The sequence below is a fragment of the Roseibium sp. MMSF_3247 genome (genome assembly GCF_030733765.1).
Lineage (GTDB): Bacteria > Pseudomonadota > Alphaproteobacteria > Rhizobiales > Stappiaceae > Roseibium.
Genome location: NZ_JASHII010000017.1, coordinates 1 through 19,971, shown reverse-complemented (window position 1 = coordinate 19,971; position 19,971 = coordinate 1). Strand labels below are relative to the sequence as shown.

Annotated in this window: 17 protein-coding genes and 1 tRNA gene; 1 reads left to right on the top strand and 17 read right to left on the bottom strand. The window is 56.2% G+C overall.

Annotated features, from left to right (window positions below):
- The 5 genes from RBB44_RS25105 to RBB44_RS25085 all read right to left on the bottom strand — a co-directional run.
- On the bottom strand, positions 1-104 hold a 104-nt coding region (locus RBB44_RS25105; RefSeq protein WP_306150546.1), incomplete at its 3' end, for a GTP-binding protein.
- A gap of 47 nt (positions 105-151) precedes the next feature.
- Positions 152-2,227, bottom strand: a complete 2,076-nt coding sequence (gene fusA, locus RBB44_RS25100; protein WP_306150544.1) for an elongation factor G — start codon at positions 2,225-2,227, stop codon at positions 152-154.
- A 24-nt stretch (positions 2,228-2,251) separates the two neighbouring features.
- Entirely contained in the window at positions 2,252-2,722 is a 471-nt protein-coding gene (rpsG, locus tag RBB44_RS25095) for a 30S ribosomal protein S7 (RefSeq protein ID WP_133946854.1), read from the bottom strand.
- A 12-nt stretch (positions 2,723-2,734) separates the two neighbouring features.
- Positions 2,735-3,106, bottom strand: a complete 372-nt coding sequence (gene rpsL, locus RBB44_RS25090) for a 30S ribosomal protein S12 (protein WP_006936459.1) — start codon at positions 3,104-3,106, stop codon at positions 2,735-2,737.
- Between the two features lie 587 nt (positions 3,107-3,693).
- Positions 3,694-4,203, bottom strand: a complete 510-nt coding sequence (locus tag RBB44_RS25085; RefSeq protein ID WP_306150543.1) for a lactoylglutathione lyase family protein — start codon at positions 4,201-4,203, stop codon at positions 3,694-3,696.
- A 103-nt stretch (positions 4,204-4,306) separates the two neighbouring features.
- Here RBB44_RS25085 and RBB44_RS25080 point away from each other — a divergent pair, with 103 nt between their 5' ends.
- Positions 4,307-5,209, top strand: coding sequence for a LysR family transcriptional regulator (locus RBB44_RS25080; protein WP_306150542.1), 903 nt, complete (start codon positions 4,307-4,309; stop codon positions 5,207-5,209).
- 68 nt (positions 5,210-5,277) lie between these two features.
- On the opposite strand, the gene RBB44_RS25075 is transcribed toward RBB44_RS25080, so the two are convergent.
- From RBB44_RS25075 to RBB44_RS25020, 12 genes are all read right to left on the bottom strand, one after another.
- Entirely contained in the window at positions 5,278-6,960 is a 1,683-nt protein-coding gene (locus RBB44_RS25075) for a methyl-accepting chemotaxis protein (protein ID WP_306150541.1), read from the bottom strand.
- 186 nt (positions 6,961-7,146) lie between these two features.
- Positions 7,147-7,440, bottom strand: a complete 294-nt coding sequence (locus tag RBB44_RS25070; RefSeq protein ID WP_209173845.1) for a transcriptional regulator — start codon at positions 7,438-7,440, stop codon at positions 7,147-7,149.
- A gap of 80 nt (positions 7,441-7,520) precedes the next feature.
- Entirely contained in the window at positions 7,521-11,720 is a 4,200-nt protein-coding gene (rpoC, locus tag RBB44_RS25065; protein ID WP_306150540.1) for a DNA-directed RNA polymerase subunit beta', read from the bottom strand.
- A 90-nt stretch (positions 11,721-11,810) separates the two neighbouring features.
- Positions 11,811-15,950: a DNA-directed RNA polymerase subunit beta gene (gene rpoB, locus RBB44_RS25060; RefSeq protein ID WP_133946850.1), complete on the bottom strand. Its 4,140-nt coding sequence runs from the start codon at positions 15,948-15,950 to the stop codon at positions 11,811-11,813.
- A 278-nt stretch (positions 15,951-16,228) separates the two neighbouring features.
- Positions 16,229-16,606 carry a 50S ribosomal protein L7/L12 gene (gene rplL, locus RBB44_RS25055; protein ID WP_133946849.1) on the bottom strand — a complete coding sequence of 126 codons (378 nt, stop codon included), beginning with the start codon at positions 16,604-16,606 and terminating at the stop codon, positions 16,229-16,231.
- Between the two features lie 60 nt (positions 16,607-16,666).
- A complete protein-coding gene (gene rplJ / locus RBB44_RS25050) occupies positions 16,667-17,185 on the bottom strand; it encodes a 50S ribosomal protein L10 (protein ID WP_133946848.1) in 519 nt (172 codons plus the stop codon).
- A gap of 320 nt (positions 17,186-17,505) precedes the next feature.
- Positions 17,506-18,204 carry a 50S ribosomal protein L1 gene (gene rplA, locus RBB44_RS25045; protein ID WP_306150539.1) on the bottom strand — a complete coding sequence of 233 codons (699 nt, stop codon included), beginning with the start codon at positions 18,202-18,204 and terminating at the stop codon, positions 17,506-17,508.
- Between the two features lie 4 nt (positions 18,205-18,208).
- Complete coding sequence (rplK, locus tag RBB44_RS25040) at positions 18,209-18,637, bottom strand: 50S ribosomal protein L11 (protein WP_133946846.1); 429 nt, start codon at positions 18,635-18,637, stop codon at positions 18,209-18,211.
- Between the two features lie 161 nt (positions 18,638-18,798).
- Positions 18,799-19,329 (bottom strand): transcription termination/antitermination protein NusG, encoded by a 531-nt coding sequence (nusG, locus tag RBB44_RS25035; protein ID WP_133946845.1) that lies wholly within the window; start codon positions 19,327-19,329, stop codon positions 18,799-18,801.
- Between the two features lie 50 nt (positions 19,330-19,379).
- A complete protein-coding gene (gene secE / locus RBB44_RS25030) occupies positions 19,380-19,577 on the bottom strand; it encodes a preprotein translocase subunit SecE (RefSeq protein WP_040450750.1) in 198 nt (65 codons plus the stop codon).
- A 104-nt stretch (positions 19,578-19,681) separates the two neighbouring features.
- Positions 19,682-19,757 (bottom strand) — tRNA-Trp (locus RBB44_RS25025).
- Positions 19,758-19,866: 109 nt separating this feature from the next.
- The coding region (locus tag RBB44_RS25020) for a hypothetical protein (RefSeq protein WP_306150545.1) at positions 19,867-19,971 on the bottom strand (105 nt) is incomplete at its 5' end.

Below are 19,971 nucleotides of genomic sequence, written 5' to 3'. Positions count from 1 at the left end.
GTCATGGTGATTGCAGCGGTCAGCGTCGTCTTGCCGTGGTCAACGTGGCCAATCGTGCCAATGTTGACGTGCGGCTTGTTGCGCTCAAACTTTTCCTTCGCCATCGGAGTACTCCGTTTCTCTAATTCTTAATTAATTCAAGAGGTTGGGGTCAGGCGTATTTCGCCTGAACCTCTTCGGCGACAGCCTGCGGCACCTGCTCGTAGTGATCGAACACCATCGAGTACTGAGCGCGGCCTTGAGACATGGAACGCAGGTTGTTCACATAACCAAACATGTTGGCCAGCGGCACCATTGCGGTGATGACAGTCACGATGCCCCGGTTCTCCGTACCCGCGATCTGGCCGCGGCGGGAGTTCAGGTCACCAATCACGTCACCCATGTAATCTTCAGGGGTAACAACCTCGACCTTCATGACCGGCTCAAGGAGCTTAGGTCCGGCCTTGGCAATTCCCTCGCGGAAACCGGCACGGCCGGCGATCTCGAACGCAAGGACCGAGGAGTCAACATCGTGGTAGGCACCATCGGTGAGAGTTGCCTTGATGTCGAGCATCGGGAAGCCGGCCAGCGGACCAGACGACATGACGCTCTCGATACCCTTGCTAACGCCCGGAATGTACTCTTTCGGAACGTTACCGCCGACAATCTTGCTTTCGAAGACGAAGCCTTCGTTCGGCTCTGCCGGTTCGATCGTGAGCTTGATGCGAGCGAACTGACCGGAACCACCAGACTGCTTCTTGTGGGTGTAGTCCACGTCTGCTGTTTTGGTAATGGTTTCGCGGTAGGCGACCTGCGGCGCACCAATGTTCGCCTCAACCTTGAACTCGCGCTTCATGCGGTCAACAAGGATGTCAAGGTGCAATTCGCCCATACCAGCAATGATGGTCTGACCGGACTCTTCGTCGGTCTTAACCCGGAAGGACGGATCCTCAGCAGCCAGACGGTTCAGGGCGAGGCCCATCTTCTCCTGGTCGCCTTTGGTCTTCGGCTCAACCGCGATCTCGATAACCGGCTCAGGGAATTCCATCCGCTCCAGGATGACTGGCTTCAGCGGATCGCAGAGCGTGTCACCTGTTGTGGTATCCTTGAGACCTGCGATCGCAACAATGTCGCCAGCATATGCGACGTCGATGTCTTCACGCGAGTTGGAGTGCATCTGCATCATGCGACCGACGCGCTCTTTCTTATCCTTCACGGTGTTGAGCAAGGAAACACCCTTGTTCAAAACACCAGAATAGATGCGGCAGAACGTCAGAGAACCAACGAACGGATCGTTAGCGATCTTGAATGCCAGAATGCTGAGCGGCTCTTCATCAGAAGATTTACGTACCGCTTCGCCTTCGGTCTTCGGATCAATACCCTTAATGGCCGGAACTTCGACCGGGCTCGGCAGGTAATCAACAACTGCATCAAGAAGCGGCTGTACGCCTTTGTTTTTGAATGCAGAACCGCAGAATACCGGAACGAAGTCACCGTTGATGGTGCCCTTGCGGATCAGCTGCTGGATCTTCTCGAAGGACGGCTCTTCGCCTTCAAGATAAGCTTCCATAGCTTCTTCATCGATCTCGACAGCAGTCTCGATCAGGGCATCACGCATTTCCTGCGCACGGTCGGCAAGTTCAGCCGGGATGTCGACAACATCCCAAGCAGCACCGAGGTTCTCGGACTGCCAGATCAGCGCCTTCATCTTCAGCAGATCAACAACACCGGCAAATTCGCTTTCCGCACCGATGTTCAGCTGCATGACCAGCGGAGTTGCACCAAGACGGGACTTGATCATCTCGCAGCAGCGATCGAAATCGGCGCCGAGCTTGTCCATCTTGTTGACGAAAATCATCCGCGGGACGTTGTACTTGTCGGCCTGACGCCAAACAGTTTCGGTCTGCGGCTCAACACCAGCGTTTGCGTCCAGAAGAGCAACCGCACCGTCAAGAACTCGCAGGGAGCGCTCAACTTCAATGGTGAAGTCAACGTGGCCCGGGGTGTCGATGATGTTCAGGCGCTTTTCATTCCAGAACGCGGTTGTTGCAGCAGAGGTGATCGTGATGCCACGCTCCTGCTCCTGCTCCATCCAGTCCATGGTGGCGGCACCGTCATGAACTTCGCCGATCTTGTGGCTCTTACCAGTGTAGTAGAGGATCCGCTCGGTGGTGGTCGTCTTACCAGCATCGATGTGCGCCATGATGCCGAAGTTACGGTAGTCCTCGATTTTATGCGTGCGCGACATAGCGTCAGCCCTTCAAAGTCGAAATTACCAGCGATAGTGCGAGAATGCGCGGTTGGCGTCTGCCATCCGGTGCGTGTCTTCGCGCTTCTTAACTGCGGTACCACGGTTGTTTGCTGCATCGAGCAATTCGCCAGACAGACGATCAACCATTGTGGTTTCGTTGCGGTTGCGCGCAGCTGCGATCAACCAGCGAATTGCAAGCGCCTGACGGCGTTCGCTACGAACCTCAACCGGAACCTGGTAGGTCGCACCACCAACGCGGCGGGAACGAACTTCCACTTGCGGCATAACGTTCTCAAGAGCAGCGTGGAACACTTCGATCGGGTTCTCGCGGGTCTTGTTCTCGACCACGTCGAAAGCACCGTAAACGATGCGCTCTGCAGTGGACTTCTTGCCGTCGTACATGATGGAATTCATGAACTTTGTGACGACCATATCCCCGAACTTCGGATCCGGGTTGATTTCGCGTTTTTCGGCGCGGTGACGACGGGACATCTAATGTGCTCCTTACTTCGGCCGCTTCGCGCCGTATTTCGAACGACGCTGCTTACGATCTTTGACGCCTTGGGTATCCAGAACACCACGGATGATGTGGTAGCGGACACCCGGCAAGTCTTTCACACGGCCGCCACGGATCATCACAACCGAGTGCTCTTGAAGGTTGTGACCTTCACCCGGGATGTAGCCGATGACTTCGAAGCCGTTGGTCAGACGGATTTTCGCCACTTTACGCAGAGCCGAGTTCGGCTTCTTCGGAGTGGTTGTGTATACGCGGGTGCAAACACCACGCTTCTGCGGGCAGGCCTCCATGGCCGGCACTTTGTTCCGCTTCGGCGGATCTTTCCGCGGCTTGCGGATCAACTGGTTGATGGTCGGCATTCTGTGCCCTTTACCTTGTCCATCCAAAAACTTTTGTTCAACTGCAGCCCCCCGCTGACGCCGCATGTGTTCAAACATGCAGAATCGCGCCCGCGCGCTCCATTTGGAGCGGCCGGCGCTGCGAAAAACCAGAGGACCACGAGTTGCCTCGCGGTCATGCAATCGACGCGTATTCGCCTATGTGACCCGGCAGCGTTTAAGAGGACTGTGTCCTGCGCTCTCGTGAAGCGCTGGAGGGTTCGCTCTTACCGCCTGCCCTTGGGATGCGCGGAACCTACTCAGATGCACCCTTTGCGTCAAGTGATTTGTTGGAAATTCCGCATTTCCGCAAAACCGCAGAAATCTGCGTCATTTTTCTCCACCAGGCTCCGTTCGATTGTAAGATTATTTCGTCAACCAAGCTTCTGTTGTTCGTTTGTGATTTGGCAGGTAGATCGGCCGATTCCAAACAGTGAATAAATGGTTAAGCCAGTGATTCAAATCATGCCAATCCTGCAGGTTTCATCAAGCAAACAGGGCCGGCACCGAATTCCGGCTACTGATTCCAATATTAGCATGGCAGCTATGCAGCAAACATGGCCCCAAAATCACTCTGTCGGTGCTGCGTAGGCGCCGGAAGAGTATGTGAGCTCATAGCTGTGGCTGTAGATTTCGAAAACATTGCCGAAGGGATCTTCCACATAGACCATACGATACGGTTTCTCACCAGGATAATATTCCCGGATCGGCATACGTTGTTTGCCGCCCGCAGCAACAATCTTCTCCACCAAACCCTCAACGTCGGGATCCTGAATACAGAAGTGAAATGTTCCATGCCTGCGGAAGTCAAGATTGTCCTCCGGCGGATTGTTCCCTTCAAACTCGAACAGCTCGATGCCAATTCTGTCTGAAGTGGCCAAATGGGCAATCCTGAGTTTGGTCCAGCCTGCTCCGAAGACATCGGTACACATGCGTCCGATTTCACTGTCGTCCTCGACCACCTCAGTGCTGGGCATGATGATGTAAAATCCTAGAACCTCGGAATAGAATTTGACTGCGGCATCAACATCCGGGACCGACAAACCGATGTGGGAAAATGAACGGGGGGTGATTTTCATGGTGTCTCTCCTTGTTTGACTACAAAGATAGGCCCCATCAGACATTTTGGATAATTATCATATATGATATTTGAAATTATTTTTTGTTATCCTCGAGGATATCGTGCTGAACTCGAACTGGCTGACGACATTCACTGTTCTTTGCGAAACTCAGAGCTTTACGAAAACAGCTCAACGTTTGAACATGACCCAGCCCGGTGTCTCACAGCACTTGAAGAAGCTGGAAGGTCAGATCGGACATGATCTGGTCATCCGGTCGGGCCGGATGTTTACGCTCACCCCCGCCGGGACGGCTGTATTGGAGTTCGGCAAAAGATGGCGGACACGCGAACAGGAATTGTTCGACACACTTAACCATGATGATCCCGGTGCAGGGACGAGCACCCTTGCGTGTTCCGGCAGCTTCGCCCTCTTCCTCTACCCGCGGCTTCTTCCCCTTATGGAAGACCGCCCGTCCCTGACGCTCCACCTTCAATCAATGCCGCAAAACAGGATCATTGATGGACTGGTGGACAATTCGATTGACCTTGGCGTGGTCAGCCAGAAGCCAAGCCACCCCCGACTTGAAGTGGAGTATCTGGCAAGGGAAGAATTGTGCCTCCTGATGCCTTCAGATTGCGCAACAAACCGGCCTGGTTTTGACGTGTTGCAGGACCTTGGCTTTATTGGGCATCCGGATGGTTACGCCTATGCCGACCGCCTGCTCGGCCTGAATTACCCCGACGAATATTCAGGAATCGCGAATTTGCGAATGCGCGGCAGCGTCAATCAGATCGGCCAAATCCCGATGCCAATGACATCAGGTTTCGGCTATACGGTGCTGCCACGCAGTGGCATCGATGCTTTCGCAAACCGCAGCCAAGTCGCTGTGGCTCAGTTGGAAAAACCCCTCTTTCAGGACCTTTGGATGTGCACGCTCCGAAACCGACCCTGGCCGGCGCGCCAACACCAAATCGCGGACGCGGTCCGGGACACTGCCCTGCGCCTCGGTGGATCGAATAAGTAGATCCCAAATGAAGACCCAGGCACCGGCTTCCCCGCGCCTGGATCATTCACTCTTGGTCCTGTGCTTATTTATGCCGCAGCCACAGAGTCCAGGAAGGTGTCGACCTCACCGCGGAGTTTCTCGGCATAGTCGGCGACTTCATCAGCGCCGCGCAAAACGACGAGTGATCCGTCGTCGGTTTCCCGGGCAGAGGTCACAACCATCTCCATTTCGGATTTGGCCGATTTTGTCTGCTCAACGGCCTGCACCACACTTTGAGCAATCGACTCTGTTGCAGACTCCTGCTGAGAGATAGAGGCAGCAATCGCTGTGGTGAAATTGCGAACTTCCTCCACGCGAGATGTGATCTCGTCGATCGCGGCCACCGCTTCATTGGTGGAGCCCTGGATGTCGGCAATCTGGTTGCTGATTTCTTCCGTGGCTTTTGCCGTCTGTGTTGCGAGCTCTTTCACTTCAGCAGCGACAACGGCAAACCCCTTGCCAGCCTCCCCGGCCCGCGCAGCCTCAATGGTTGCGTTCAAGGCCAAAAGATTGGTTTGCTCGGCGATCGCCTGAATAAGCGTGACCACCTCACCGATCTTGATCGCGGCATTAGACAGGCTGGTGACCCGCTGGCTGGATTTGTTCGCAGCTTCCGTCGCCCCTTGGACGCCCTCCGTGGTTTTGGACACCTGCGAGTTGATTTCCCGGATTGCGAAAGTGAGCTCCTGGGCCGCGGCGGCTGTTGTCTCAATGCTGCCGTTGGCCGAGTCCGCTGATCCGCTCGCTCCAGCTGCCCGCTCTGAAGATGCGCTTGCAAGACCGGACAATTCGGTCGCCGTTGTCTTCACAGTACCGATCCGGTCACCAACCGCGGTAAGCAAATGGGAGACATTTTCGCGAAACCGCGACACAAGACCTTCCACCAGATGCTGGCGGCGGGTTTGAGCATCTGCCGTTTCCGCAGCTTCCCGGGCAAGGCGCTGCTGTTCAAAAATTCGATCCCGGAAAGCAGCGATCGACCGGGCCACGGTCCCGATCTCGTCCTTGCGATCCGCATCAGTGAACTGGATCTCGGTGTCACCGGCTGCAAGCGCTTCAGCTTCCTGGACCGTCCGTGCCAGTGGCTTTGTAATCGACTGGATCAGGAAGTGGGAAGCGATTGCCAGGAGCAGAACCAACCCAAGGGCGATCCCAGCAAGCCAAACAAGGTTCTTCTGAAATGCGGCTTCAATGTCATCCACGTAGGCGCCGGTCCCGATCACCCACTCCCAAGGCTGGTACATCGTCACATATGCTGTCTTGCCTGCCGGATCGTCAGAATTCGGCCTGCGCCAAACGTAATCATGAAAACCACTGCCCTGGCTCTGCACGATGTCATAGAAAGTCGGTAAACTGGACGACCCGAAGTCACGAATGAGGTCCTGGGAGGTCATGCCCTCCAGATCCGGCCGTGCGGGGTGCATGATCAGCGCGTCGCCGCGCAGGTTGACAAAGAGATAATTGCCGTTGTCATAGCGCATGCCGCGGATCGCCTCCTTGGCGAACTCTTGCGCCTGCTCTTCAGTGAACTCTCCGGCTATGCTTCGCTTATGGTAACTCTCAATCGTGCTCGTGGCCGCATTGACAAGATGGGTCAGGCCAATGCGCCGCTCCGCATACGACCGGTCGCGATCCTGGTAAGCCGCCGCGCCGAGGATTCCGATCAAGCAAAGAACCACCAGCCCCATGAGCATGCCCAATCGCATGCCAACTGAAATTCTAGAAAACATGTATAACCTCCGATTTGCAATTCAAAGTTTAGTGTTTTCCAGTTACGTAAACGAAAAGTGGATATTTTCCGTCAGACAACTTAGATTATAAATAAAATAAGCCTCCGCTTTTGACGGCGGAGGCAAAATATAAGGACAGATGACAATATTATTTAATTGTCCTAACGGAACTACCTACACCATGTCTTAGTCGGCAAGCGTGACAATTGCCACGTTGCCCGACAGAGCATCATGATAGGCGCCTTCATAGATCGGCTCATCCGGTTCACCGTCGATGACACCGATTTGATCCAGTTCCGCTTCCGTGAAGCCTTGCGATGACAGAGCTTCCAGGGTCTTGCGCACGGCATCGTCATCATCTGGTGCTGTCAAAAGAGCATGGATTGTGATCGCTGCATCCGGAGATGTATTTTCATCCTGCCAGACACGGCCGATGACGATGTAGACCACGGGGTCCAGTTCCAGGTCATTATCATTCATGAGGGCAACCCTCCTTAACTCGTTCGATACGAGAAAAGCCGCCCGGAGGCGGCCTTTCATGATTTGACTGTTGCCGAAGCTTATTCCGCAGCGCCGGTCATGTCTTCCAGAAGGCCTTCCGCGGCACTTTCCGAAGACTGAGCCCGCTGCGCTTCCTGGATCAGGTCGTCGCGATGAGTTGCAATCTTGCGGATCCGCTTCATGACCCCGCCTGTACCGGCCGGGATCAGACGGCCAACAATGACGTTCTCCTTGAGGCCGACCAACGGGTCGGTCTTGCCGTTGACCGCCGCGTCGGTAAGAACGCGGGTCGTCTCCTGGAAGGAGGCGGCGGAGAAGAACGAGCGTGTCTGCAACGACGCCTTGGTGATCCCGAGCAGAACCGGTGTGCCTTTCGCCGGGTCCTTGGCATTGTCGATGGCCCGTTGATTGGCCTCTTCAAAGTCGATCCGGTCGATCTGCTCACCTGAGAAGAATTCGGTCTCACCTGGATCGGTGATCTCGACCTTCTGCAGCATCTGACGGACAATCACCTCAATGTGCTTGTCGTTAATCACAACGCCCTGCAGACGATAGACTTCCTGGATCTCGTTGACGAGGTAGGCAGCGAGTGCCTCAACGCCTTTAACGGCCAGAATGTCGTGCGGTGCCGGGTTACCGTCGAGGATGTACTCACCCTTTTCAATGGCATCGCCCTCCTGAAGGTGGAAGTGCTTGCCTTTCGGGATGAGGTATTCGACGGGCTCGGCGCCCTCCTCTGCCGGATCGATGATGACACGGCGCTTGTTCTTGTAGTCGCGGCCAAAGCGGATCGTACCATCGATTTCTGCGATGATCGCATGATCCTTCGGACGGCGAGCCTCGAACAGTTCCGCAACGCGCGGCAGACCACCGGTGATGTCCTTAGTCTTGGCGCTTTCCAGCGGAATACGTGCAAGCACGTCACCGGCCTTGACCGATGCACCCGGCTGAACCGAGAGAACCGCGTCCACGGACAGCATCAAGCGGGCATCGGATCCACGCTGGTTTTTGGCAACGGAACCTTTGGCGTCTTTGATGACAACCGCCGGCTTGAGATCCGCGCCACGCTGCGAAGAACGCCAGTCGATGACAACACGCTTGGTGATACCGGTCGCCTCGTCGGCGGTTTCCTGAACAGAAGCCCCGTCAACCAGGTCTTCAAAGTCCACGACACCGTCAACCTCGGCAAGCATAGGACGTGTGTACGGATCCCACTCTGCGATCCGCTGACCGCGTTTGACCGCGTCACCTTCATCGACATGCAGCTTGGAACCGTAAGCAACACGATGCACGGCACGCTCATTGCCGTCGCTGTCGATGACAACGATGGACATGTTGCGGACCATGGCAATCAGATTGCCTTCCGAGTCGCGCTGTACAGAGCGGTTCCGGATCTTGACCGTACCGTCGACGTTGGACTCGATGAACGATGAGTCGACAACCTGCGCCGTACCACCAATGTGGAACGTCCGCATGGTCAGCTGGGTGCCCGGCTCACCGATCGACTGCGCGGCGATAACGCCAACAGCTTCACCCATGTTCACCGGAGTACCACGTGCAAGGTCACGGCCGTAGCAGGTCGCGCAAACACCGGTTTCCGTTTCACAGGTCAGAACCGAGCGGATCTTGATCTGCTGAACTTTCGCCGCTTCGATCGCATCAACATCCTTCTCGTCGATGAGACGTCCTTTCGGAACGATCACTTCGCCGGTGGCGTTGTTGATGACGTCTTCCGCCGTTGTCCGGCCAAGAACACGCATGCCGAGGGAGGCGATGACGTTACCGGCGTCAACAATCGGCGCCACGGTGATGCCGCGCTCAGAGCCACAATCCGGTTCAAGGATAATGGAATCCTGCGCAACGTCCACGAGACGGCGGGTCAAGTAACCGGAGTTCGCAGTCTTCAACGCCGTATCGGCAAGACCCTTACGGGCACCGTGGGTGGAGTTGAAGTACTCGAGAACCGAGAGACCTTCTTTAAAGTTCGAGATGATCGGGTTCTCGATGATGGACCCGTCCGGCTTGGCCATAAGACCACGCATACCGGCCAGCTGCTTCATCTGCTGAGGCGAACCACGCGCACCGGAGTGGGACATCATGTAAACCGAGTTCATCGGCTTCTGGCGTCCGGTTTCCTCATCAATCTGAACGGCCTTAATGCGGGCCATCATCTCGTCAGCGATCTTGTCGGTACATTTCGCCCAGGCGTCGACAACCTTGTTGTACTTCTCGCCCTGGGTGATCAGACCGTCATTGTACTGCTGCTCGTATTCGGTCGCGAGTGCCGCGGTTTCCCCGACAAGCTTCTGCTTGGTGTCAGGGATAACCATGTCGTCCATACCGAAGGAGATGCCGGCGTTACAGGCGTTCTTGAAGCCGAGCTGCATGATCCGGTCACAGAAGATAACCGTCTCCTTCTGACCGCAAGCACGGTAAACCGTGTCGATCATCTTGGAGATGTCCTTCTTGGTCATCAGCTTGTTGGCAACATCGAACGGCACTTCATGATGCTTCGGCAGAAGTTCTGCAATCAGCATCCGGCCCGGTGTTGTCTCGAAGATGTCGGAGGTCGGGTTGCCTTCGGCATCCACCGAACGGAACCGGCCCTTGATCTTCGTGTGCAGCGTGATGACCTTGTTGGCCAGCGCATGGTGGATCTCGCCGATATCGGAGAAAGCCATGCCCTCGCCCGGCTCTTTCTCTGCCATGATCGACAGATAGTAGAGACCGAGAACGATATCCTGCGACGGCACGATGATCGGGCCACCGTTTGCCGGGTGCAGAATGTTGTTCGTGGACATCATCAGCGTCCGCGCTTCCAGTTGTGCTTCGAGCGACAGCGGAACGTGAACAGCCATCTGGTCACCGTCGAAGTCAGCGTTGAACGCGGAACAGACGAGCGGGTGCAGCTGGATCGCCTTGCCTTCAATCAGGGTCGGTTCGAACGCCTGAATACCAAGACGGTGAAGAGTCGGCGCACGGTTCAGGAGAACCGGGTGCTCGCGGATCACCTCATCCAGGATATCCCAGACTTCCGGACGCTCTTTTTCAACGAGCTTCTTCGCCTGCTTGACGGTCGAGGAGAAACCCTTGGCGTCGAGGCGCGAATAGATGAACGGCTTGAACAGCTCAAGCGCCATCTTTTTCGGCAGACCACACTGGTGCAGCTTGAGTTCCGGACCCACGGTGATCACCGAACGGCCGGAATAGTCAACGCGCTTCCCGAGAAGGTTCTGACGGAAGCGGCCCTGCTTGCCTTTCAGCATGTCGGACAGAGACTTCAGCGGACGCTTGTTGGCACCGGTGATAACGCGGCCGCGGCGGCCGTTGTCGAACAGGGCGTCAACGGACTCCTGAAGCATACGCTTCTCGTTCCGGATGATGATGTCCGGAGCACGGAGTTCCATCAGGCGGCGCAGACGGTTGTTCCGGTTGATCACGCGGCGGTAAAGATCATTCAGATCAGACGTTGCAAACCGGCCACCATCGAGCGGAACCAGCGGACGCAGATCCGGCGGGATGACCGGAACAACGGTCATGATCATCCACTCCGGACGGTTGCCGGATTCCATGAAGGCTTCAATGACCTTCAGGCGCTTGGCCAGTTTCTTCGGCTTCAGCTCTGTCGTTGCTTCAGCAATCTCCTGGCGGAGCTTTTCAGACTCGCGCTCTAGATCCATCGACATCAGGATCTCGCGGATCGCTTCTGCACCGATCATCGCGGTGAAGGCGTCTTCGCCGTACTCGTCCTGGGCAGCAACGTAGTCTTCTTCAGACAAAAGCTGGTGCTGCTTGAGCGGGGTCAGACCCGGCTCCAGAACGACATAGTTTTCGAAGTATAGAACACGTTCCAGATCCTTCAGCGTCATGTCGAGCAGCAAACCAATGCGGCTCGGCAGGGACTTCAGGAACCAGATGTGCGCCACCGGAGCTGCAAGCTCGATGTGGCCCATACGTTCACGGCGTACACGGGAAAGCGTGACTTCAACACCACACTTTTCGCAGATGACGCCTTTGTATTTCATGCGCTTGTATTTGCCGCAAAGACATTCGTAGTCCTTGATCGGGCCAAAGATGCGCGCGCAGAAAAGACCATCACGCTCCGGCTTGAACGTCCGGTAGTTGATGGTTTCCGGCTTTTTGATCTCACCGAATGACCAGGACAAGATTTTCTCCGGGCTGGCCAGAGAGATCTTGATATTGTCGAAGGTCTGTGCGGGAGCCTGCTGGTTGAACAGGTTCATGACCTCATGATTCATGATCCATCTCCTTCGATGCTCGGCCGGGAGGTAAGTGCTGCTTACCTCCCCCAAACCGGCATTTCAGTCTAAAGGGGTCCGTTGGCGGGGTTATTCTGCAGCGTCTGCAGTTTCTTCCTCGCCAATCATGGGTGCGTCAGTCCGTTGAAGTTCAACGTTGAGACCCAGGGACCGCATTTCCTTCACAAGCACGTTGAAGCTTTCCGGAATACCCGCCTCGAAGGTGTCGTCACCGCGAACGATGGCCTCGTAGACCTTCGTACGTCCGGCAACGTCATCCGACTTGACCGTGAGCATTTCCTGCAGCGTGTAAGCTGCACCGTAAGCTTCAAGAGCCCAGACCTCCATTTCCCCGAAGCGCTGGCCACCGAATTGCGCCTTACCACCAAGCGGCTGCTGGGTGACGAGCGAGTACGGGCCAATCGAGCGGGCGTGGATCTTGTCGTCGACCAAGTGGTGAAGCTTGAGCATATAGATGTAGCCCACGGTCACCTTGCGGTCGAACTCTTCACCGGTCCGGCCGTCAAACAAAGTCGACTGACCGCTGGTGTCGAAGTCCGCGATCTTCAGCGCATCAACAACATCAGGCTCGCGGGCACCGTCGAAGACCGGCGTCGCAATGGACACGCCCTTCTTCAGCTGCTCGGCCAGTTTCACGACACCTTCGTCATCAAACTCCTTGACCGCATCACCCTTCATGTTGTCGCCGTAGATCTCGATGACCTTGCCACGAAGCTTTTCGATCTCACCGGTCTTGCGGTACTCATCGTACATTTCGCCGATGCGCAAGCCCATGCCGCGGCAGGCCCAACCCATATGGGTTTCAAGGATCTGGCCAACGTTCATGCGCGACGGAACGCCGAGCGGATTGAGAACGATGTCGACGTGCGTGCCATCTTCCAGGAACGGCATGTCTTCACACGGGTTGATCTTGGAGACCACGCCCTTGTTACCGTGACGGCCGGCCATCTTGTCGCCCGGCTGAAGCTTGCGCTTCACGGCAACGAAGACCTTGACCATCTTCATGACGCCTGGCGGCAGTTCATCACCGCGCTGCAGCTTCTCGACCTTGTCGATGAACCGCTGCTCGAGACGCTTCCGGCTGTCGTCGTACTGACCGCGCAGAGCTTCAATCTCGGACATGAACTTCTCGTCGTCGGTGGCAAACTGCCACCACTGCGAGCGCGGGAAGTCGTTGAGAACGTCCCCGGTCAGCACAGTGTCCTTCTTGAAGCCCTTCGGACCAGCAACTGCGGTCTTGTCCATCAGCATCTCGGCCAGACGGCCATAGACGTTGCGGTCAAGGATTGCCTGCTCGTCGTCACGGTCTTTTGCAAGACGTTCGATTTCTTCACGCTCGATCGCCATCGCACGCTCGTCTTTTTCAACGCCGTGGCGGTTGAAAACACGAACTTCAACGACGGTGCCGGAAACACCCGGCGGCAAGCGCAGGGACGTGTCACGGACGTCAGAGGCTTTTTCGCCGAAGATCGCTCGCAGAAGTTTTTCTTCCGGCGTCATCGGGCTTTCGCCCTTCGGTGTGATCTTGCCGACGAGGATGTCGCCCGGATGAAGCTCGGCACCGATGTAAACGATACCTGCCTCGTCGAGATTCTTCAGCGCTTCTTCAGAAACGTTCGGAATATCACGGGTGATCTCTTCCGGACCAAGCTTGGTATCACGGGCCATCACCTCAAACTCTTCAAGGTGGATGGAGGTGAAGACATCGTCAGACACGATGCGCTCGGACAGAAGGATGGAGTCCTCGAAGTTATAGCCGTTCCAAGGCATGAACGCGACGAGCACGTTCCGGCCGAGTGCCAGATCACCGAGATCGGTGGACGGACCGTCGGCGATGATATCGCCTTTGTGGACGCGATCACCCACCCGCACCAGCGGACGCTGGTTGATACAGGTGTTCTGGTTGGAACGCTGGTACTTCTGAAGGCGGTAGATGTCGACACCTGACCGGCCCGGATCCAGCTCTTCAGTTGCCCGGATAACGATACGGGTCGCATCGACCTGGTCAACAACACCTGCCCGGCGTGCACCGATCGCAGCACCGGAATCCCGGGCCACGACAGACTCCATACCAGTACCAACGAACGGTGCCTCAGCACGTACCAGCGGCACGGCCTGACGCATCATGTTCGAGCCCATAAGTGCGCGGTTCGCATCATCGTTTTCCAGGAACGGAATAAGCGATGCCGCAACCGACACGAGCTGCTTCGGCGACACGTCCATGAGGTCGACCTTGTCGGACGGAACCATCATGTTTTCGCCAGCGTGACGGCAGGTGATCAGCTCGGTTGTGAACCGGCCTTCGTCGTCATATTCGGCGTTGGACTGTGCAACATAGTGTTTCGCTTCTTCCATGGCCGAAAGATAAACGACTTCGTTGGTGACAACGCCGTCTTTCACCTTGCGGTACGGGCTCTCAATGAAGCCGTACTTGTTCACACGGGCGAACGTGGCTAGGGAGTTGATCAGACCGATGTTCGGACCTTCCGGCGTCTCAATCGGGCAAATTCGGCCGTAGTGCGTCGGGTGAACGTCGCGGACTTCGAAGCCTGCACGCTCACGGGTCAAGCCGCCCGGTCCAAGAGCCGAGAGGCGACGCTTGTGAGTGACTTCCGACAACGGGTTGGTCTGATCCATGAACTGCGACAGCTGCGAGGAGCCGAAGAATTCACGAACGGCAGCAGCAGCCGGTTTCGCGTTGATCAGATCCTGCGGCATGACAGTGTCGATCTCGACAGAGCTCATCCGCTCCTTGATCGCACGTTCCATACGCAGAAGACCGACGCGGTACTGGTTTTCCATCAACTCGCCAACAGAGCGAACACGGCGGTTGCCCAGGTTGTCGATGTCGTCGATGTCGCCCTTACCGTCGCGCAGCTCCAGAAGAACCCGGATGACTTCCAGGATGTCTTCCTTGCGCAGAACACGAACGGTGTCTTCCGCATCCACATCCAGACGCATGTTCATCTTCACGCGGCCAACAGCGGACAGATCATAGCGCTCATCGTCAAAGAAGAGCGACTGGAACATCGCTTCGGCCGTGTCGATGGTGGGCGGTTCACCCGGACGCATCACACGGTAGATGTCGAACAGCGCGTCTTCGCGGGACTCGTTCTTGTCGACGTTCAGCGTGTTGCGGATGTAGGGGCCGGTATTGACATGGTCGATGTCAAGAATGGTCAGGTCGTGGTAACCGCGGTCAACCAGCTCTTCCAGCAGTTTACCGGTGATTTCTTCACCTGCTTCTGCGTAGATTTCACCGGTCTTCATGTCCACGATGTCCTCTGCCAGATATTGGCCATGGAGGTCTTCGTCGGTCACTTTAAGTGCGGTGACGCCCTTTTCCGCCAGTTGCTTGATCGTGCGGGCAGTGATCTTGCGGCCGCCTTCCACAACGACATCGCCGCTGTCGGCATCGATCAGGTCATAAGAGGCTTTTGTGCCCTTCAGACGCTCGCCGTCAAACGGCATACGCCAGGAAGCGTCTTTCTGACGGGTGTACTCAACCTGTTTGTAGAACGTGTTGAGAATTTCCTCACCGTCCAGGCCAAGTGCCATCAACAGCGACGTCACCGGGATTTTCCGGCGGCGGTCGATGCGCGCATGGACGATGTCCTTGGCGTCGAACTCGATGTCAAGCCAAGAGCCGCGGTACGGGATCACGCGTGCGGCAAACAACAGTTTACCGGAAGAATGGGTCTTGCCCTTGTCGTGATCGAAGAACACGCCCGGAGAGCGGTGCATCTGGGACACGATCACGCGTTCGGTGCCGTTCACAATGAACGTACCGTTGTCTGTCATGAACGGCATGTCGCCCATGTAGACATCTTGTTCCTTGATGTCTTTGACGGACTTTGCGCCGGTATCTTCGTCAACGTCGAACACGATGAGGCGCAGGGTAACCTTCAGCGGAGCTGCATAGGTCATGTCGCGCTGGCGGCACTCATCTACGTCGTATTTTGGAGCTTCAAATTCGTAGGAAACAAATTCCAGAAGGGAAGTGCCCGCAAAATCGGAGATTGGAAATACGGACTGGAAGACCGCTTCAAGGCCTTCATCTTTGCGGCCGCCACCCGGCATCTCATCGACCTGAAGGAATTGGTCGTAAGAGGCTTTCTGCACCTCGATGAGATTGGGCATCGCCGCGACATCGCGGATAGATCCGAAATATTTGCGGACCTTTTTGCGACCGTTGAACGTTTGGGTCATTGTCGCTCCTCGTATCGGCCGGAAAACGGCTTCCCGAAACGCCCCTTGTCCAATCGGGCCTCTGCCCGGGCGCTTCGGAAAACCGTCCACCAAACAAGATCAACCTTCTGTGCACATGAGAAGAATTGATCGGACTTTGGATCCAGGGACCCTGCCTGCGTACTCATCAGGCAAAACAGGCCCCTAGTGGGACGTTTGCCCCGGAAACGGGTTAGACCCGCCGGGGCGAAAAGCGGTCCCGGGCAACCCCGGGACCGTATAAGGCGTTTCCGCCTTAATTACTTCAGCTCGACAGAAGCGCCAGCTTCTTCCAGCTTCTTCTTCAGCTCTTCAGCTTCGTCCTTGGCAACGCCTTCCTTGACAGCTTTCGGAGCGCCTTCGACGAGTTCTTTAGCTTCTTTCAGGCCAAGACCGGTGATTGCGCGGACTTCTTTGATGACGTTGATTTTCTTGTCACCAGCAGAAGCCAGGATGACGTCGAATTCTGTCTTCTCTTCAGCAGCAGCACCTGCATCACCACCGCCAGCGGCAGCAGCAACTGCAACCGGAGCAGCAGCAGAAACGCCCCACTTCTCTTCCAGAAGCTTGGACAGTTCAGCAGCTTCCATAACGGTCAGTGCGGACAGTTCTTCTACGAGCTTTTCAAGATCAGCCATTTTTCATTACCTTCAGTTCGAACCAGTATCTGGGTTCATTAGACAGTGTTTTGGGGCGCCTTATGCGGCCTCGTCCTTCTTGGCGTACGCGCCGAAGACGCGGGCGAGCTGCCCGGCCGGTGCGTTGACAACCTGTGCGATGCGCGATGCCGGGGTCTGGATCATGCCAACCAGCTTTGCACGCAGCTCGTCGAGCGACGGCATTGTTGCCAGAGACTTGACCCCTTCCGGGTTCAGGTTTGTCGTTCCAAGAGCACCACCAAGGATTTCCAACTGAGCGTTGGCCTTAGCGAATTCGACAGCTGCTTTCGGTGCTGCAACCGGGTCGTCGGAATAGACGAGTACGGTCGGGCCCTGGAGCAGGTCGGAGATGTGCTCAAGGTCAGTGCCTTTGAGGGCGAGTTTCACAAGGCGGTTTTTTGCGACTTTTACAGAACCGCCGGCTTCACGTACGGACGACCGCAGGGCCGTCATCTGTGCAACCGAAAGACCTGCATAGTGCGCGACGACAACGACGCCGGTGTCAGCCAGCTCGGCGTTGAAGGATGTCACGAACTCTTGCTTTTCCGCTCTTTCCACTTGCCTTCTCCATTTGATGGCGAAAATCGCCACCGGTTTACCTTGCCGCCTGAGCGGTGGTCCCGAACCCGGAACCGCCTGCAAAGACGACGCTCAGGGTCCTGTCCCCTCACCTGCACTCAAAAAGTGTCGGCAAGGTCTGGTTCGAACCGGTTGCCCGCTTGTCGCGGAGAATTCGGTTCTCACCCATCTATGCAGGCCTGTTACGGCTTAAGCCGGTTTCCCGGCACCTGCAGTCTCGGACAGGGCAATCCGGCGGCGAACCGCCGGATCTATTCAGCCCAAGGGCTGAAATTCTTGTTCAATCCGGCATGACCGGATTATTCGCCAGCAACGCTCGCGAGGTCGACTTTAACGCCCGGGCCCATCGTGGAGGACACGGCGACACGCTTCATGTAGGTGCCTTTTGCGCCAGTCGGCTTAGCTTTTTGAACAGCGTCGAGCAGAGCCTTGATGTTCTCAGAGATCTTGTCTTCAGAGAACGACACTTTGCCAACACCAGCGTGGACGATACCGGCCTTTTCAACGCGGAACTGAACAGCGCCGCCTTTTGCATCGTTCACAGCCTTGGTGACGTCCGGGGTCACGGTGCCGACTTTCGGGTTCGGCATCATGCCACGCGGGCCGAGGACCTTACCGAGACGACCGACCAGCGGCATCATGTCCGGAGTTGCAATGACGGTATCGAAATCGATCTTGCCGCCCTGAACTTCCTGAACCAGCTCTTCTGCGCCAACGACGTCTGCACCAGCAGCTTTAGCTTCTTCAGCCTTGTCGCCGCGTGCAAACACTGCAACCTTGACGCTCTTACCGGTGCCGTTCGGCAGAACGCACACACCACGAACCATCTGGTCAGCGTGGCGCGGGTCAACGCCGAGGTTGATCGCAACTTCGACAGTTTCGTCGAACTTGGTCTTGGAGCGACCCTTAACGAGGCTGATGGCTTCGTTCAGGGAGTACAGCTTGTTCCGGTCGATGCCTTCACGTGCTGCAGAAATGCGTTTTCCAACCTTCGCCATGATCTTACTCCGTTACCTCAAGGCCCATGGAGCGGGCGGAGCCTTCAACCATCAGCATTGCTGCGTCGATGTCGTTGGCGTTCAGGTCCTTCATTTTCGCTTCCGCGATTTCCTTGACCTGCGCCTTGGATACGGAACCAACCGTACCGCGGCCCGGGGTCTGGGAACCCTTCTGCAGCTTCGCAGCTTTCTTCAAGAAGAAGGAAACCGGAGCGGTCTTCACTTCGAAGGTGAAGGACTTGTCGGTGTAGTATGTGATCACAGTCGGGCACGGAGCACCCTTTTCAACATCCTGGGTCTGCGCGTTGAACGCCTTACAGAATTCCATGATGTTCAGACCACGCTGACCAAGTGCCGGCCCGATGGGCGGGGACGGGGTCGCAGAGCCTGCCGGCACCTGAAGCTTCAGGAAGCCTTCAATCTTCTTCGCCATAGTTTTCTCCAATCATGCATGGCCAAACGGCAATTTGACCATCTGGGAGTTGGTGGTGTGGCCCGTTAAAGCACCCGGCGAAGAGTGCATGAACCTGCCACCGACTTAATTCCGGACAATTCACGTCCGGCACTCACGCCGCCCCGCGGGGCGACAAACAGTCAGAGCTTGTCGACCTGACCGAATTCCAATTCTACTGGTGTTGCCCGGCCGAAGATGGACACAGCAACCTTGAGGCGCGCCCGCTCATCGTCGACTTCTTCGACAAGACCAGAGAAAGACGCAAACGGACCGTCAGAAACGCGAACCTGCTCGCCGACTTCAAAGCTGACCGACGGCTTCGGCCGATCAACGCCCTCTTGAACCTGATTGATAATCCGCAAAGCTTCTTTTTCCGGGATCGGCATCGGCTTTTGATCCGCACCCAAAAAGCCAGTCACTTTCGGCGTATCCTTGATCAAGTGGAACGCCTCATTGGTCATATCCATTTTCACAAGGACATAACCTGGGAAGAACTTGCGCTCAGCGTCGACTTTCCGGCCGCGGCGCACTTCCACGACTTTTTCCATAGGAACCAGAATTTCCTCGAACAGATCGGACAACCCTTTCTGCTCAGCCTTTTCGCGAATGGACTCGGCGACCTTCTTCTCGAAATTCGAATAGGCGTGCACAATGTACCAGCGCTTGGCCATAGATCTCAGTTCCGTTTGTTGTTCTTGTCTTTAGACAGACCAGCGGCTGATTAACCGCCAACCCCGAGAATGTAACCGATGCCAAGGCTCATCAGCTGATCCGCAACGAGAAAGAAAATCGATGCGATCATCACCATGATGAACACCATAACGGTGGTCACAGCTGTTTCCTTGCGCGTCGGCCACGTCACCTTGGACGTTTCGGAGCGCACTTCTTGGATGAATTTAAAGGGATTGGTCTTCGCCATTCCGATTCCGGTCCGTTAAATACGAGTGGGCGCGCAGAAAACTCTGCGCGCCTCACTCGAGGAAACTCTTTAAGCCCTCGAGGCCAATTAATCAAGAGCAAAAGTGGCAGGGGCAGCAGGGTTCGAACCCGCGACCTACGGTTTTGGAGACCGTCGCTCTACCAGCTGAGCTATACCCCTTCAGATGATCCTCTTTGAGGACCAGCTCCTGATACGCTTCAAACACATGGTAATCAAGTGATTTGAAGACAAGATTGCCGGGCCGAAGCCCGGCAATCAAAAACTCATCTTATTCGATGATTGAGGCGACGACGCCGGCGCCTACGGTGCGGCCACCTTCGCGGATCGCGAAGCGCAGACCGTCTTCCATGGCGATCGGCACGATCAGCTCAAC